Annotated in this window: 15 protein-coding genes; 10 read left to right on the top strand and 5 right to left on the bottom strand. The window is 72.4% G+C overall.

The genetic code is table 11. The annotated features are described in order from the left end of the window. The first annotated feature begins 8 nt into the window (after positions 1-8). The 3 genes from ACLII4_RS04720 to ACLII4_RS04710 all read left to right on the top strand — a co-directional run bounded on the left by ACLII4_RS04720 (position 9) and on the right by ACLII4_RS04710 (position 2,522). Entirely contained in the window at positions 9-1,619 is a 1,611-nt protein-coding gene (locus ACLII4_RS04720; RefSeq protein ID WP_412069743.1) for a DUF1501 domain-containing protein, read from the top strand. Between the two features lie 73 nt (positions 1,620-1,692). Further along, positions 1,693-2,091: a BLUF domain-containing protein gene (locus ACLII4_RS04715; RefSeq protein ID WP_412069742.1), complete on the top strand. Its 399-nt coding sequence runs from the start codon at positions 1,693-1,695 to the stop codon at positions 2,089-2,091. Positions 2,092-2,141: 50 nt separating this feature from the next. Further along, positions 2,142-2,522, top strand: a complete 381-nt coding sequence (locus tag ACLII4_RS04710; RefSeq protein WP_412069741.1) for a BLUF domain-containing protein — start codon at positions 2,142-2,144, stop codon at positions 2,520-2,522. A 103-nt stretch (positions 2,523-2,625) separates the two neighbouring features. Here the strand turns inward: ACLII4_RS04710 and ACLII4_RS04705 are convergent, their stop codons facing one another. After that, a complete protein-coding gene (locus ACLII4_RS04705; RefSeq protein ID WP_412069740.1) occupies positions 2,626-4,287 on the bottom strand; it encodes a hypothetical protein in 1,662 nt (553 codons plus the stop codon). Positions 4,288-4,396: 109 nt separating this feature from the next. Here ACLII4_RS04705 and ACLII4_RS04700 point away from each other — a divergent pair, with 109 nt between their 5' ends. Next, a complete protein-coding gene (locus ACLII4_RS04700; protein ID WP_412069739.1) occupies positions 4,397-5,167 on the top strand; it encodes a nucleotidyltransferase family protein in 771 nt (256 codons plus the stop codon). Between the two features lie 292 nt (positions 5,168-5,459). Here ACLII4_RS04700 and ACLII4_RS04695 read toward each other — a convergent pair whose 3' ends face one another. The 4 genes from ACLII4_RS04695 to ACLII4_RS04680 form a co-directional block, all read right to left on the bottom strand. Beyond that, a complete protein-coding gene (locus ACLII4_RS04695) occupies positions 5,460-6,494 on the bottom strand; it encodes a potassium channel family protein (RefSeq protein WP_412069738.1) in 1,035 nt (344 codons plus the stop codon). After that, positions 6,494-6,985 (bottom strand): hypothetical protein, encoded by a 492-nt coding sequence (locus ACLII4_RS04690; protein WP_412069737.1) that lies wholly within the window; start codon positions 6,983-6,985, stop codon positions 6,494-6,496. Before ACLII4_RS04690 ends, ACLII4_RS04695 begins: the two co-directional genes overlap by 1 nt. A 133-nt stretch (positions 6,986-7,118) precedes the next feature. After that, a complete protein-coding gene (locus ACLII4_RS04685) occupies positions 7,119-7,751 on the bottom strand; it encodes a hypothetical protein (RefSeq protein ID WP_412069736.1) in 633 nt (210 codons plus the stop codon). 295 nt (positions 7,752-8,046) lie between these two features. Beyond that, positions 8,047-9,168 (bottom strand): LVIVD repeat-containing protein, encoded by a 1,122-nt coding sequence (locus ACLII4_RS04680; protein ID WP_412069735.1) that lies wholly within the window; start codon positions 9,166-9,168, stop codon positions 8,047-8,049. A gap of 97 nt (positions 9,169-9,265) precedes the next feature. Between ACLII4_RS04680 and ACLII4_RS04675 the strand changes: the two genes are divergently transcribed. From ACLII4_RS04675 to ACLII4_RS04650, 6 genes are all read left to right on the top strand, one after another. Beyond that, positions 9,266-9,706, top strand: coding sequence for a hypothetical protein (locus tag ACLII4_RS04675; RefSeq protein ID WP_412069734.1), 441 nt, complete (start codon positions 9,266-9,268; stop codon positions 9,704-9,706). Positions 9,707-9,762: 56 nt separating this feature from the next. After that, a complete protein-coding gene (locus ACLII4_RS04670) occupies positions 9,763-10,881 on the top strand; it encodes a mannose-1-phosphate guanylyltransferase (protein WP_412069733.1) in 1,119 nt (372 codons plus the stop codon). 127 nt (positions 10,882-11,008) lie between these two features. Next, positions 11,009-11,776, top strand: a complete 768-nt coding sequence (locus ACLII4_RS04665) for a cupin domain-containing protein (RefSeq protein ID WP_412069732.1) — start codon at positions 11,009-11,011, stop codon at positions 11,774-11,776. Between the two features lie 394 nt (positions 11,777-12,170). Continuing rightward, the gene (locus ACLII4_RS04660) at positions 12,171-12,854 is read left to right on the top strand and encodes a TetR/AcrR family transcriptional regulator (RefSeq protein ID WP_412069731.1); all 684 of its coding nucleotides are present in this window, start codon (positions 12,171-12,173) and stop codon (positions 12,852-12,854) included. Next, positions 12,851-14,512: a TolC family protein gene (locus ACLII4_RS04655; RefSeq protein WP_412069730.1), complete on the top strand. Its 1,662-nt coding sequence runs from the start codon at positions 12,851-12,853 to the stop codon at positions 14,510-14,512. Before ACLII4_RS04660 ends, ACLII4_RS04655 begins: the two co-directional genes overlap by 4 nt. 80 nt (positions 14,513-14,592) lie before the next feature. Further along, positions 14,593-15,921, top strand: coding sequence for an efflux RND transporter periplasmic adaptor subunit (locus ACLII4_RS04650; RefSeq protein ID WP_412069729.1), 1,329 nt, complete (start codon positions 14,593-14,595; stop codon positions 15,919-15,921). Positions 15,922-15,951 lie beyond the last annotated feature (30 nt).

Raw genomic sequence — 15,951 nt, 5'->3', positions numbered from 1 at the left:
CAACCGCTATGTGTGACCACTCCCACGACCGCGCGATCTCGCTCGACCACGGCGCCGCCCACGACCACGACCACGAGGCCTGGTCGCGGCGCCAGTTCATGTCTCGGCTGGGCCTCAGTGCCGTCGGCGCATCGCTGGTCGGCGGCGTGGGGGCCGTCCCGGCGCGCGCGCTCGGCCGCACCTCGCTGCTCGACGCCGTCGGCCGCGCGGAGACCGACCGCGTCCTCGTGCTCGTCCAACTCTCGGGCGGGAATGACGGCCTCAACACGGTCGTCCCGCTCACGAACGACCTCTACTACAACGCCCGCCCCGGCATCGCGCTGCGGAGCCAGGACACGTTCGCGCTCGACGGCGACACGGGCCTGCACAACGCGCTCTCGGGCCTGCAGAGCCGGTGGGGCGACGGCGAGCTGGCGGTCGTCCGCGCGGCGGGCTACCCCGACGCCAGCCTGTCCCACTTCCGCTCGACGGACCACTGGCTCACCGCCAGCGACGGCACCGGCGACCTCCCGACGAGCGGCTGGGCGGGCCGCACGCTCGCCATCGAAGCGGCGGGCGAGACCGAGCCGCCCGCGTCGCCGCCGGGCCTGCAGATCGGCACGGCCGCGCCGCTCCTCTTTCAGGGCGACGGCGCGGGATACGGGACTGCCTTGTTCGACGTCGACCTCTTCCTGCAGATCGCAGCCGGCGGCGAGCCCTTCCCCATCGAGAACTTGCCCGACACGCCAGCGGGCGCGGAGTTGGGGTTCGTCCGCACGACGGCCAACGAGTCGTTCCGCTACCGCGACGCGATCGCCGAGGCCGCGCAGTCGGGCCAGAACGACGTCGCGTACCCCGGCGGCCGGTTCGGCGCCGAGCTCGCGGCGGTCGCCCAGATGATCAAGGGACGGCTCGGCACGCGCGTCTACCTCGTCTCCCTCGGCTCCTTCGACACGCACGCGAATCAGCTCGGCTCTCACGCGAATCTGCTCCGCCAGCTCGGCGACGGGCTCGCGTCGTTCTTCGACGACCTCGGGGTGACTGGCGACGCCGACCGCGTGCTGGCGATGACGTTCTCGGAGTTCGGCCGGCGCGTCGAGCAGAACGGCTCCAACGGGACCGACCACGGCACGTCCGCGCCGCTCTTCCTGGCGGGCCCCGCCGTCGCGGGCGGGCTCCACGGCGACGCCCCCGACCTCGGCGCGCTCGACCCGGCGGGCAACTTGCGCTACACGACCGACTTCCGGCGCGTCTACGCCAGCCTGCTCACCGGCTGGTTCGGCCTCTCCGCCGACGACGCCGTCTCCGTGCTCGGCGCCGACTACGAGCCGCTGGGCCTGCTGGCGTCGCCCGTGTCGACGGGCGCGAGCCCGGCCCTCGCGCTGGCGCTCGATCCGGTCCGCCCGAACCCGACGCGGGGGCTGGCGCGCGTCCGCTACCACCTGCCCGGCACGGGCCGCGCGCGCGTGTCGGTGTACGACGTGCTCGGCCGCCGAGTCGGTCAGCTCGCCGACGGCATCCACCGGGGCGGCGCGCACGAAGCCGTCTGGGACGCGGGCGCGTTGCCCGCCGGCGCGTATGTGCTCCGCCTGGAGACGCCCGCCGGCCAGCGCTCCCAGACGGCGACCGTCGTGCGGTAGATTCGGGCCCTTTGCTCCCCGCCGCGCGCTCCCCGCCGCCGCGTCCGAGCCCCCGCCCCCGCACTGCCGAGACATGTCCGAGCCCTCCGAGATCGTTGGCCTCGAGCCCGACCCGCTCCACGCCGTCGCGTACCTCTCGACCCCGACGGTCCCGTTTTCGGACCGTGACCTGTCGGACCTGCTGCTGGCGTCCCGCCACTGGAACGCGGCGAACGGCCTGACCGGCAAGCTGGTCGTTCTCGAGGACGACTCGGGGATCGTCCGGTTTGCGCAGTGGATCGAGGGCCCGCGCGCCGCGCTCGACGCGTGTATGGACCGCATCGCCAAGGACCCCCGCCACCGCGACATCGAGATCCGCCGCGAAGGCCCGGCCGCCAGCCGCCGCTTCCCGGGCTGGGACATGGCCATCGAGCCGGTCCCGGAGCCCGCGTTCGAGTCCGCCGCGAGCGACCTCGCGGGATCCCCCCGGTAGCCTGGGCAGTCCCTGGGGCGTATCGTGAAGGGCACCCCCTTCCTGTCGTCGTGATTAGCGCTGTCGGTTACGAAGAGCCCGTCCTCCGCACCTTCGGGTACATCTCCGACCCGGCCGTCGCGTTTTCGGACCGCGACCTCTCGGACCTCTTGCTCTCGGCCCGCCGCTTCAACGCGCGCCACGACGTGACGGGCAAGCTGGTGGTGCTGGAAGACGAGACCGGCATCACCCGGTTCGCACAGGTCATCGAGGGGCCTGCGGAGAGCATCGCCGTCGTCACGGCGCGGATCAAGTCGGACCCCCGCCACGGCCGTCTTCAGGTGGTCGTCCAGGGGGACATCGACGGCCGCCGCTTTGCGGGCTGGGACATGGCCATCGCCCGCGTAGAGCGCAAGGTGTTCGAGCCCGAAGCAGCGGTACTGTTCGGCTAGCACCTGGGGCGGGCGCGAGCCCCCTACGACGTCCCCTCTTCCCTCGGGACAGGGTGAGGGTTTCTGCGTGCGCCAGCTGGCCCACTCGCGCACGCCGGCCGCCTCAGTCCGCGATCTCCCGCAGTTCCGTCGCCAGCCGGTCGGCGATGGCGCGCCAGTCGAACCGTGCCTCGGCCTCGCGACGGAGTTCGGGCGCAAACCGGCGGGGCTCGTCAAATGCGGAGATCAGCCGGTCGGCGAGGTCGGGGATTCGGTGCTCGGCCTCGGGGCGCGTCGTGAGCAGATCGCGAGCGGCCTCCGGCAGGCCGGCCGCGAGTGTCCGCAGGCTGTCGCCCATCCCGCCCACGTCCGGCCCGACCGGCAGCACGCCCGCCGCCGCGCTCTCGGGCACGACCAGCGGGCTCGCCTCGCGGACGACCGACGGGAACGCGCCCGCGTCCGCCAGCCCGTAAAACGGCCCCAGCGCGTCGTGGTCGAGGAAGCCGGTGAACACGACCGAGCCCGGCGTCAGCACGCGCTGGGCGGTCGCGATGTAGTCGTCGAAGGTGCCCGCCTCGTCGAGTCCGTCCACGAAAGCCTGGCCGGCGAAGAGCGGGTCGGCGTCGAGCCCGCCCTGTCCCTCCAACGCGCCACCGAGCCGGACCAGTTGGCGGACGAGGTCGCCCCGGCCCGACGCGAGCGCCAGCGTGAGTGCTTCCAGCCCTTCGCGCAAGCCGCCCGTCCCGGCGATGAGCGCGACCGCCTCAGGGTGCCGCTCGGCCACCAACGGGAGCGCGAGAATCAAGTCGGCGGGTCCCTTCGCTCCGATCAGCCGCCCCACGTAGGCGACCGTCTTCGCGGGCCAGTCGACGGCGCGCAGCCGGGCCTCGACGTCGGCGTCGGGCGCCGAGCGCGGGTAGTCGGCGCGGAGGGCCGCCAGCAAGTCGGCGTCGGACGAGCCCTCGGGGAGCGCCGCGAGCCGGTCGCCGAGCGCGTCCGTCGCCCCGGCTGGGCGCCCCCGCTCGACGCCCTCGACCACGCCCGCGATAGTCTCGACGGTCGCCGCGCGGTCGCCCCGGTCGACCAACTCGAAAATGGACGTGTCCGTCCCGACTGGCATCCGCCCCAGCTTGGCCTCGACGCCGGGCACGGCCCCGAACACGTCGCGCACGCGGCCCTCCATCTCGCCGTTGAGCGCGAACACGCGCGCCGCGCCCGCCAGCGCCCCCTCCGCCAGCCGCTGCGACCGCGCCTCTTTCTTGACGACGTACTCGATGGCGCTCCCGTGCGGCAGCACGGCGTACGGCGCGCCCCCCTGCTCGCGCGCCCGGTGCGCGGCGACCGCCATCAGCACCGTGTGGTTGACCACCCACGCCGCGACGCCCTCGGCCTCAGCGACGGCCCGGAGCACGCGAGCGTTGCGCACGAGGTAGCCCTCGACCGCGTCGTCGTCGAGGTCCGGGATGTAGCGAACATAGTCGGACGGGGTGCTGGGCCGGACGTACGTCGGCAGCACGTCGAGCGACGGGCGGTGCAGCACGACCCGGCCCGGCACGTCGGTCTCACGGTCGAACAGCACCTCGGGCGTCCCCTCCGCGTCGTACGCGATGGCTCGGGCGATAAAGGCGTAGCGCTCCGGCCGGCTCTCCTGGCAGACCGCGTGGACGGTGTGCCCGCCCTGCGCCAGCGCCCGCAGGACGGCCCGCGTCCACAGGTTGGAGCCGGCGCCCGCGAGCCCGTAGCCGTGGACGACGCCGAGAGGGGGGGGACTGGGGACTAGGGACATCGGGACTGGGGGGTGCACGGGAGGAGAGAGGCCACGGGCTGAACCAGTCCACCCCACGCCGGTTCTCTCCGCACTCACCCTCCGTTCCTCCAGTCCCCACAGTCCCTCTATGGATGCCATGATCCTCGCGGCCGGCTTCGGCACGCGCCTCCGCCCGATTACGAACCACACGCCCAAGCCGCTCGTCGAGGTCGACGGGGTCCCGATGCTGGAGCGCGTGGCGCGGCGCTTGATCGCCGCCGGGGCCGACCGGATCCTGGTCAACGTCTCGCATCTGTCGGACCAGGTCGAGGCCTACGTCGCGGACGTGGACTGGCGGACGCCCGACGGCGAGCCCGTCGAGGTCGTGGTGAGCGACGAGCCGGACGGGCCGCTGGAGACGGGCGGGGGCATCAAGAAGGCGGCCGACTTTTTCCGCCGCGACGCGCCGTTCCTGGTCCACAACGCCGACATCCTGACGGACGTGGACCTCGAAGCCCTTTTCGCCGCCCAACGCGACGCGACGGACGGCCGGGTCGCCACGCTGGCAGTCGCCGAGGCGAAGACGGACCGCGCGCTGCTGTTCGACGACGCCGGGCTGGCGGGCTACACGCTCGACGGCGGCGAGCCCAAGCCCATGCGCGACGCAGACGGTGAGGGCCGGATGGTCGACTTCTGCGGCGTCCAGGCGTGTGGCCCGGCCTTGCTCGACGCCGTGCTCGCGCGCGACGAGGTCAAGTTCTCCGTCATGGACGTCTACCTCGGGCAGGCTCGCGACGGCGCCCGCGTGGCCGCCTTCGACGGCACGGACGCGACCCCGAATCGCTTTCTCGACATGGGCACGCTGGAGCGCCTGGAGATCGCCAACGAGGTCGTCGCTGGCGGCGACTTCGACGGGTAGCCGAGCCCATAGGGATGCGGGACGAGGCGCAAGCCTTCTTCCCATCCCTCCGTGCCGACAGCGCTGCCACGTGCTTAGCGCAGAACCTTCGACTTATCCTCCTGAACGGACGTGCAGGATCTCGACGCCAGCCTTTCGAGCCGTTGGGACCGGTTCCGAACGGCGTGGGGCGTCGGCGTTGAGACCCTTCGCACTCTCAGGATGACAGGTCAGGGACCGTGGAGCAAGCACGTAGCGATCCTGCTCCGTGCCCGATGCCCCATCCCTCCCGTCGAGGCGTCAGCCGCGCTCGCTACTTGATCGACACCTTCGAGAGCGGCGTCGCGCCCTCCGTGCGGATCTTGCGGATCTGCTCGGCCGTCGCCAGCACGATCAGCGTGTCGCCCTCGGCGAGCGCGAGTTGGGCGTCGGGGTTGAACTGCCACTCGCCCGTCGCCGAGCGGAGCACGCCGACGACGATCGCCTGGAAGTGGCGCCGGAAGTCGACCTCGGACAGGGAGCGGCCGTCGAGCAGGCTCCCGGCCTCGACCGTCACCTCTTCCAGGTCGAAGTCGAGCGCGTCGACGCCGAGCACCTTCTCCATAAAGCGGTCGACGCGGGGGCGCAGAATGGTCTGGGCAATGCGGTCGGCGCCGATCTCGAGCGGCGAGATCACCTTGTCGACCCCGGCGCGGAGCAGCTTGCGCTGCGAGGTCTGCTCGTTCGTCCGGGCCACGATGAAGAGGTCGCGGCCGTCCATCAGCTCCCGGGCCGTCAGCGCCACGAACACGTTCGCCGCGTCCTGGGGGAGCACCAACACGAGCCCGGCGGCGCGCTCCAGCCCGGCCGCCTGCAGCGTCGACTCCTCCTCGGCGTCGTCCTTGACGTAGGGGAAGCCCTCGGCGTCGAGCTGCTCGGCCCGGTCGTCGCGGCGGTCGACGACCACGAAGTCGCGCCCGGCGGCGACCAGGTCGAGCGCGATGCGCTGCCCGAGGCGGCCGTACCCGGCGATGACGTAGTGGCCCGAGAGGTTGTCGATCCGTCGTTGCATGGCTCGCTGGCGGAGGGCGTCGGTGGTGACCAGGATCTGGACGACGCGGGAGGCGATGAAGGCGAACGTACCGATCCCCACGAACGCGAGCGCGAGCGTGAACACCTGGCCGAGCGGCGACAGCGGGCGGACCTCGCCGAACCCGATCGTGGTCAGCGTGATGCCCGACATGTAGACGGCGTCCATCAGCGACCACCTCTCGATCAACATGTAGCCGCCCGCCCCGAGCCCCAGCAGCGCGGCGACGGCGAGCGTCCCCAGGACGACCTCGCGCAGGGCGCCGGTCTGCGAGCCCACTAGAGGGCGAAGGCTTGGGCCGCCCACGTCTCGCCCGCGGGCCGCTCGACGCCGTGCGCGCGGAGGTCGCCGACCGTCGCGGCCGTCACGTCGAGCACGACGGTCTCGGCCCCGGCCTCGCCCGCCTTCACCATCCGCCGGAAGGCGGGACGCGGGACGTGCTGCCACGCGCCGTCGGCGTCGCGGTACGCCACGCCGAGCGCGGGCGCCAGCCCAAGTCCACCCGCCGCGAGCGCGTCCGCGACGGCCCGCTCCATCGCGTCGATCCCGCAGCCGGAGACGCCGGCATTGAGGTCGGCCTCGGAGATCACCGCCGCGACGGCCAGCACGCGGTCGGCCAGCACCGCCGCTTGGGCACGCACCGGGCGCCCGTGGCTCTGCCACGAGGGCAGCCAGCCGGCGAGCGGCGCCACGACGACGTCGGGGTCGGAGGGGTCGCGGTCGAGGGGAAAAAGCCAGACGCGCGCGGCGTCGGGGAGGGCGTCGAACATGCCCGGAGGATACGCCCGGGCCGGTGCAGGCTCGCCCTGCGGGCTAGGAGAGGACGAAACGAGGAGAAGAGGACCTCGCCATGTCCCCACTCCGCCGCTTCCCCTCCTCGCGTCTTCTCTACGGCGCTCGCCCCTAGGCGTCCGGCCGCCCTTCGTCGCGCAGCGCCTCCAAGCCCGCCAGGTCGACAGCACGCAAGGCGGCTTCGAGATCGTCGTCGTCGACGCCCGTGCCGGTCACCTCGACGTGGAAGCGGTCGGCGACGATCAGGCTGAACTCGCCGCTGCGGGCGTCGGAGTCGTACGTCCGGTAGCCGCGCCGGCCGCCCATCGAGACGGTCCGCTCGTAGCTCGAGCCGGACTCGCGGTCGAGGTCGGCCATCGTCCAGCCCAGCCCCATCATGGCCATCGACGGGATGGCGCCGTAGTCCATGATCCCGAGGTCGATGCGAGCGTCGTCGGCGCCGTAGACGGCCTCGACACGCGAGATGGAGAAGCCCATGGCGCCGTCCGTCGAGCCTTCGACCTCGCCCTTCGCCAGCCCGGCGGCCTCCTCGGGCAGCAGGTCGCGCAGAGTCCGGAAGTTGACGGGCTCGGCCGGCGGGCGCTCGGCGGCCTCCTGCATCTGCTCCACGGCGCTCTGCATCTCGCCCAAGCGTCCCAGCATGCCCGGCTCGCCGGTTTCCTCGATCGCGTCGTCGGCGGGGTCATCGCTGCCGCAGGCGGCGAGCGGGAGGGCGAGGGCGGCGAGAAGCAGGAGCGAGCGCATGGATCGGCGGGGAGGCGGGTCTCATCTAGGCTACGGCAGACGGCGAAACCACAGGTCACGCCGGGCGATTTACCACTGGGCGTGGACGGGGCGCGGGGGCTCGCCACGCGTCCCCCATGACCTCGCCATTCCCGCGTAGGCGCCCCCGCCGGGAGGGCACCGCCAGTCCAGAGTCTGGGCACCTACATGTCGGCCGGGCCCCACCCCTCTCTGCCTCCGCGCGGGCAGGGGCCCCACTGACGAGCCCGCCCCAGCGCAGGGCCAAGGCGGGCTCGCGAACCGTCGGAGACGGAGCCTACAGGTTGGGCGCGTTGGGGTCCCACTTGAGGACCGTCAGCGTGCCTTCGAGGTCGCTCGCGTAGAGGTAGCCGCTCGGCGACGGCAGCGAGACGCCCCAGTTGCCGTAGAACGCCGCGTCGTCGTTGTCGGCGTGCGTGTCGAAGCGGGCCACCTCGACCGGGTTGGCGATGTCGGAGATGTCCAGGATGTAGACGCCGGCCGAGTAGTGCGACACGAACGCGTAGTCCCCGTCGATCTGGACGTTGTGCGCCAGCCGGCTCGCGCCCAGCCAGTCGCCGACGAGCGTCGGGTTCTCGGAGTCGGACACGTCCCAGACCTTGACGGTCTTGTCGACGGTCTCCTCGGTCGTCAGCGCGTGGCGGCCGTCGGCGCTCGGCCAGATGTTGTGGACGTAGCCCGGCGACGGCACGTCGACGCGGCCGATGAGCGTGGGGTGGGTCTTGTCCGACATGTCCCACATCGAGAACGTCGGGTTGCGGCCCTCGGCCACGTACAGCGTGTCGTTGCGGGCCACGATGTCGTGCGCGTCCGGCACGGGCACCTCCCCGATGTCGACCGGGCGGATCGGGTCGGCGAGGTTGATCACGACGATCCCGTTGCCGTCCGAGTTCAGCATGTAGGCGTACCCCGTGGCCGTGTCGATCGAGATGTTGTGCGACGAGACCATCCGGTCGTTCTCACCGCGGACGACGGCGATCTCCTCGGCGTGGTGCGGGAGCCCGCGCAGGTCGATCACCTGGAGCCCCTCGCTCGGGCCGTAGGCCTCGGTCGAGATGTAGGCGAACGACCCGTAGGTCTTGATGTCGCGCCAGTAGAACGGCGCGTCGGCCGTCGGCCCCGCGATCTGGGCGACGACCTCCAGGCTCGGCACGGCGACGATGGCGATGCCCTCGACGTTGCCCATGATGGCGTACTCGGCGCCGTCGTTCGCCGTGTAGGCCCACACATCGGAGCCGCCGACGACGTCGGGGATGCCGATCTGGCCCTCGGCGCGGGGCTGGTCGGCGCCAGGGCGTGGGATGGTCGGGAGTTCGACGGTCCCGATGAGATCGAGTTGTTGGGCGCTGGCGGGCGCGACGAGGAGGGCGGCGAGAGCCACGAAGGCGAAGAGACGCATGGGGTTGGGGGAGGCGGTGTGGTCAATGTAGTGTGGGGCCGCCCGGGGTCCTGCCTGACGCTCGGCACGCCCTCCGTATGCTGCCACGCCCGCCCCCATGCGCCTCCCCCTCCTCGCCCTCGCTCTCCTGGCCGGCTGCGCCGAAGCCCCAGAGCCCCCCGCCGCGCCAGAAGCCCCCGCGTCCCCCGTCGCTCCGGACGCGCCCGCTGCCCCGGCAGCCCCTGCCGCGCCGACCGCCGACGACGGGCTGGCGGGGACGTGGGCCCACGTCGCCACGGCCGCTACCGCCGACGGCCCGCGCGACCCGATGGACGCCGCCACCATCGCATGGACCTTCCGTCCGGACGGGACGGGCACCTACACCCAACAGGTCGACGCGCTCGGCCCCGAGCCGCGCACGCGTGCCTTCGCGTGGACCCTGCGCGGCGACGTGATCGACCTCGGGGGCGCCACCTACACCGTCGTCTCGCGCGACAGCGACGAGATGACGTGGCACAACGACCGGCTCGGCGACTTCTACATCGTCGCCCGACGGTAGCACCGGGGCACCGGAACCGCCGCCAGCCGTAGACCCCCCATCTCCCCTCCCACACGATGTCCCTCTACGCCGTCATCATGGCCGGCGGGGTCGGCAGCCGGTTCTGGCCGCGCAGCCGCCGCTCGCACCCCAAGCAGTTCCTCGACGTCTTCGGCAACGCCTCGCTGATCCAGAACACGTTCGCCCGGCTCCAGCCGCTCGTCGAGCCCGAGAACGTGCTCGTGGTCACGAACGCCGACTACGTCGACAAGACGCGCGAGCACCTGCCGGCCGTCCCGGAGGGCAACATTCTGGGCGAGCCCGTCGCCCGCAACACCGCGCCGTGCATCGCGCTGGCAGCGGCCAAGCTGATCGCCCACGACCCTGACGCGACGATGATCGTGCTCCCGGCCGACCATCTGATCGCGAATGTCAGCCGGTTCCACGAGGTGTTGCGCGCGGCCGTCGAGGCGGCCCAGCGGCGCCACGACGACGCGCCCGCCCCGCTCGTCACCATCGGCATCCGACCCACGCATCCCGAGACGGGCTACGGCTACATCCAGTTCGACGCCGACGGCGACACCGACGGCGTCCGCGACGGCGGCCCGGCCGACAAGCCACGCGCGCACAACGTCCTGACATTCGCCGAGAAGCCCGACCTCCAGACCGCCGAGCGCTTTATCGACGCGGGGGACTTCCTGTGGAACTCGGGCATGTTCATCTGGCGTGCCGACGCCATCCTGGCCGCCTTCGAGCGCTACCTCCCCGTCGTGCACCGGCTGTTCGCCCCGCTGGCGGAGTCGTTCGGGACCGACGCCGAGACGGCAGCCGTCGCCGACGCCTACGAGCGGAGCCCCAAGATCTCGATCGACTATGGCATTCTGGAGCAGGCGGACGATGTGCTCGTCGTGCCCGGCGCGTTCGGGTGGAGCGACGTCGGCGACTGGCGCGCCGTCCACGAGCTGTCCCAGCAGGACGACGCCGGCAACCGGGCCGAGGGAAACGTGATCCTGCAAGACACCGCGCGAAGCTTCGCACGGAGCGCCGACGGCCGCCTGCTCGTGCTCGTCGGGATGGAGGACACGGTCGTCGTGGACACCGGCGACGCCGTGCTGGTGTGCCACCGCGAGCAGGCCCAGAAGGTCAAGGACGTGGTCGACTTCCTGGGCGTCCACGGGATGGAAGAGTACATGTAGGCAGCGAGCCGCTGACGGCCGGCCGCACGACGGGTGGGGAATCCACCACGGCGCGACGGCGCTCGGCCCGGCAACTCGGGCCCGCGCGCGTCGACAGATTCGGACCCGATCCCTACCGTCTCCTGACATGCGCTCCCTCTCCGTCCTCGTTCTCTTCCTCCTGGCACCGACTGTCGCCGCCCAAGGCCCCGGCATGGGCCGGGGCGGGCCTGGCGGCGACATGGGCACCATCCACAGTCTGCTGACCGACCACGACGCCATCGAGCGGCGCGTGGTCGACCTCCCCGACGGCGTCGAGACGTGGACCGAGTCCGACGACCCGGCGGTCGCCGAGAACATCCGCGAGCACGTCCACGCGATGGACGCTCGGCTGGAGGACGGCCGCCCGATCCGCCGCTGGGACCCGCTGTTCGCCGAGATCTTCGAGCACGCCGACGCCATCGACATGGTGATCGAAGACACGCCGCGCGGGGTCCGCGTGGTCGAGACCTCGGACGACGCCTACGTGGTGACGCTCATCCAGCAGCACGCCCACCGCGCCGTGAGCGAGTTCATCGCCGACGGCATGGAGCGCGCGCACGACCCGACACCGATGCCCTCCGCTCCCGGCCCCGCGATCTCCTCGCTGCCCGCCTACGACGACGACGCGTTCGCATCGGCGCCACTCTACGACGGCACCGCTCGCGTCATCGGCTTCGCGTTCCGCGCGGGCCAGGCGCTGTCGTCCCACACCGTCGCCGAGGACGCCTACCTGCTCGTCGTCGAGGGCGCGGCGCGCGTGACCGTCGGCGACACCGTGCACACGCTCGGTGCCGGTGAGGGCGTCGTGCTGCCCGGCGGCGTGCCCCACGCCCTCGACGCCGACGAGGACACCCGGATCGCTGTCGTGCGGTAGCGGTGCCGGACGCCCACGGCCGCGGCTGCTCCCACGCAAGCGGGCAGGTCGCCGGCCCGTAGACAGGCGCAAGCAGCCCTCCGGGCGCGAGCGCTGCCGGCGGGGTCTTCCGTCGTCAGTTCCGGTGCGTCGGGGCGCCCCCACCGCGTGCCCGATCTCGCCCACCACAAGCTCCCCCTGCTGGCGACTTCCCCCCCCCCGCCCGCCTCGTCGCTGAGGTGGGCGGCGTGCGTTTGGAGCTCTCATCGATCGCACCCATGACCCACCCCCGTCACCGCCGGGCCGTTCGTTGTCTCTTAACCGAGCCAAACGAAACCAGGGGCTTGGGCTCCCGTACTGACGCCCGAGTTCGCAATGTGACCGACGAGTCACCTCCTGACGCTCCGTCCACATTTTGGAAGCTGACGCCCCCGCCCTGCTCACACGTCGCGACCGCGAGCGGCTCGCCCGCCGCGAGGCCATGCTCGACGCCGCCCTGGCCGTGTTCGCCGAGAAGGGCTATGTCGGCGCTTCGGTCGACGAGATCGCCGAGCGCGCCGAGTTCGGCAAGGGGACCATCTACAACTACTTCCCGGGCGGCAAGGACGAGTTGTACTTCGCCCTCTTTGCCGAGCGCGTCGTCGGCGGGCTCCGCGCCGCCATCGACGCCTCGTTCCCGGACGACGTGGACCTGTCGACGCCGGACGCCGCGCGTGCCGCCTTTCAGAGCTTTATCCGCCGGCTCATCGGCCAGTTCGAGGAGGCGCGCGGGCCGCTGCTGATGTTCATGAAGGAGGGCCACCGGACCCACCTCGAGCTCGACAACGCGGCCGACTTCGGGCTCCACTTCCTGGGCGTCATGGACGCCGTGGCCCAGCCGATCCAGCGCGCCATCGACGCGGGCGCGCTCCGCCCGCTCCCCGCCCACCCCGTCGCGCACGTGCTGATGGGCAACGTCCGGGCCTACCTCATGGCCGAGGTCGACGCCGACTGCGACCCCTCCGGCTCCTTCGAGCCCGCCCCGTTCGGCTCTGCCGACGAGGCCGCCGAGTTTCTCACGACCGTCCTCTTCGACGGGCTCCTCGCCCAGCCTCGATGACCCTTTTCCGACGCTTCGTCTTGGCCCTCGTGGCCGCCACCGTGCTCTCAGGGGTGGCCGTCGTGGTGGCCCCCGCCGCGTACGCCCAGTCGCCCGAGCCGCCCGCCGGCCCCGTGGTCCTTACGCTCGACGCCGCCATCGAGATCGCCCTCGAACGCGCGTATGCCATCCGGCTGGCGCGGCTCGACACCGAGACGGCGCGCTCGCAGGTCCGCGAGGCGTACGGCGGGCTGCTCCCGCGCGTCGACGCGACGAGCCAGTTTTCGCGCAACGTGGTCCAGGCGAATCCCTTCGCGGGCTCCTCGGCGGGCAACCTCTTCAGCGGGCTCGGCGCCATCGGCTGGCTGGCGTTCAACGAGGACGCGCGGACGGACGACGACCCGGCGACGGTGCCGATCTCCCTCGCGGAGTACAACCGGCGCGTGAGCGAGGGGCAGTCGGCGGCGGGCTTCGTGCCGGGCGACGGCAGCAGCAACCCGTTCGGCACGGACAACCAGTTCACGAACACGCTGTCGCTGACGCAGCCGATCTACTCGGGGACGGCGTTCGCGGCGGTCCGCGGGGCGCGGTCGCTGGTCGACATCAACGAGGCGGCGGTCGCGCAGCGCGAGGACGAAACGATCGACCAGACGCGGCAGGCCTTTTACGGCGCTCTCTTGGCGGAGCAGCAGGCGGCCGTGCAGCGGGCCTCGCTGGAGCGCTCGCGCGAGACGTTCGGCGAGGCCTCGCAACTCGTCGCCCAGGGCGTGCGCCCGGTGCTGGAGCGGCTCAACGCCGAGGTCGACTTGGCGAACGCCGGGACGGCCGTGGTCACCGCCGAGGCATCCGCCGAGACGGCCCGCGACCAACTCTTGCTGACGCTCGGCTTGCCGGTCGACTCCGACGTCGTGCTCGTCGGCGAGCTCGCGCCGCCGGCGGCCGGGCTGTTCCAGACGGTCGGGCTGGCGGCGGCCTCGGCGCGCGCGCTCGACCAGCGCCCGGACGTGCAGCAGGCCACGCTCGCCGTCCGCCTCAACGAGGTCCAGCGCGACATCACGAAGGCCGGCCTCTTCCCCAGCCTCAGCGCCTTCGTCAACGCGGGCTACAACGGCAACGTCCCGGACGACCGGAGCTTCCTGACGAACCCGGACCCCGCCGACCCCTTCACTTTCGAGTCCGGCTCGACGGGCTTTTTCTCGGACTCGTACTGGAATCCGAGCCTGACGGTCGGGCTGCGGTTGAACTGGATGATCTTCGACGGCTTCCAGACGAACCGCCGCATCCAGCAAAACCAGATCGCGGTCGACCAGGCGGCGATCCAGCTGGAGCAGGCGCGCAACGCGGCGCAGCTCGAAGTGGCCTCGGCGGTCCGCCAGCTTGAGAGTGCGCGTCGGCGCCTGGAGGCCCAGTCGCGGACCGTCTCGACGGCCGAGACGGCGTTCGCCTTCGCCTCGGCGCGTTTGTCCGAGGGCGTCGCCAGCCAGCTCGACGTGCGTGTGTCGAGCCAGAACCTCGACCTCGCGCGCCTCAACTACCTCCAGGCGGTCTACGACGCGCTCGTGGCGCGGAGCGCCTACGAGCGCGCGACGGGCACGATCGCCCCGACCGCGCTCGACACCGTTCCGCCCGCCGAGACGCCGACCGTGATCTCGCCCGTGACCACCATCGGCTCCGACTGACGGCCTCCGCACCGGGCTCGGCACGCCGGGCCCCCGACACGATTTCCCCCGAGACGCTGTCTCTGACCTCGCGACCTCCCATGCGACACATCGCCCCCCTCTCCCTGCTCGCGCTCGCGCTCACGCTCGCGGCCTGCCAGCCCGACGCCGAGCCCGAGGCCGAGACGCCCACCGACCGCTCCATCCCGGTCGACGTGGTCATCGCCGACCCCGGCTACTTCGAGGACACCATCGAGCTGACCGGGACGGTCGACGCGGACAACGACGCGACGCTGTCGCCGGACGTGCCCGGGATGCTGACGTACGTGGCGCCGGTCGGCACGTTCGTCCGCGCCGGCCAGACGGTCGCCCAGGTCCGCGCGACGACGCAGCAGGCGGGCGTGAGCCAGGCGCAAGCCGGCGTCGCGCAGGGCCGAGCCGGTGTCGCGCAAGCGGAGGCGTCCGTCGCGGGCGCCGAGGCCGGCTTGCGCGCCGCGCGCGCGCAGCGTGAGGCCGCCCAGGCCCAGCTCGACCTGGCGCAGGACCAGTACCGCCGCCAGCTCCCGCTCTACCGCGACTCGATCCTGAGCGCGCTGGAGTTCCGCAACGTCGAGACGCAGCTGGCGCAAGCCCGCGCGCAGGTCGCCCAGGCCGACGCCGGGATCGCGCAGGCGCAGGGCCAGGTCCGCGCCTCGCGCGAGGGCGTCAACGCCGCCCAAGCGCAGTCGTCGGCCGCCGCGGCGGGCGTCGCGAGCGCGCGGAGCCAGCTCGCGAGCACACGCATCGTGGCCCCCTTCTCGGGCGTCGTCGAGGCACGGCTGCAGCAGGCGGGCGAGCTGGCGTCGCCGGGGCAGCCGGTCGTCCGGCTCGTGGGTGCGGGGTCGGTCAAGGTGACGGCTGGCGTGCCCGAGCGGTACGCAGGCGAGATCGAGCAGGGCACGCAGGTGCAAGTCTCCCCCAACGCCTACACGGTCGGCGCGCGCGGCGGGCGCGTGTCGTTCGTCGGGCTCGCCATCGACACCGGCTCGCGGACGTTCCCCATCGAGGTCTCGGTCGAGAACGCCGACCGCTCGCTCAAGCCCTCGATGGTCGTCCGGATGGACGTCACGCGGAGCATCCTCCAGGACGCCATCGTGGTGCCCGCCGAGGCCATCGTGCGCGACGAACGCGGCACGAGCGTGTTCATCGTCGCCGACGGCGTCGCCACGCGGCGCGTCGTCACGCTGGGGCCCGACGCGGGCGACCGCGTCGTGCTGGCGTCCGGCGTCCAGTCCGGCGACCAGATCATCGTCTCCGGCGCCGGCGAGCTGACCGAGGGCGAGGCGGTCCGCGTGGTCGAGACGCGAGACATGGCGGACACCCCGTCCCGTTCGTCCGGCGAGCCCGTCGCCCGTCCCACCTCCGCCGCCGCCGAGACTCGTAGCGAGTAGTCCGTGGGCTCGGCCCACGCTCTACGTCCC

The sequence above is a fragment of the Rubrivirga aquatilis genome (genome assembly GCF_046845665.1).
Taxonomy (GTDB): Bacteria; Bacteroidota; Rhodothermia; order Rhodothermales; family Rubricoccaceae; genus Rubrivirga.
The sequence above is the reverse complement of the archived record's forward strand: the minus strand, read 5'-3'. Positions and strand labels throughout refer to the sequence as shown.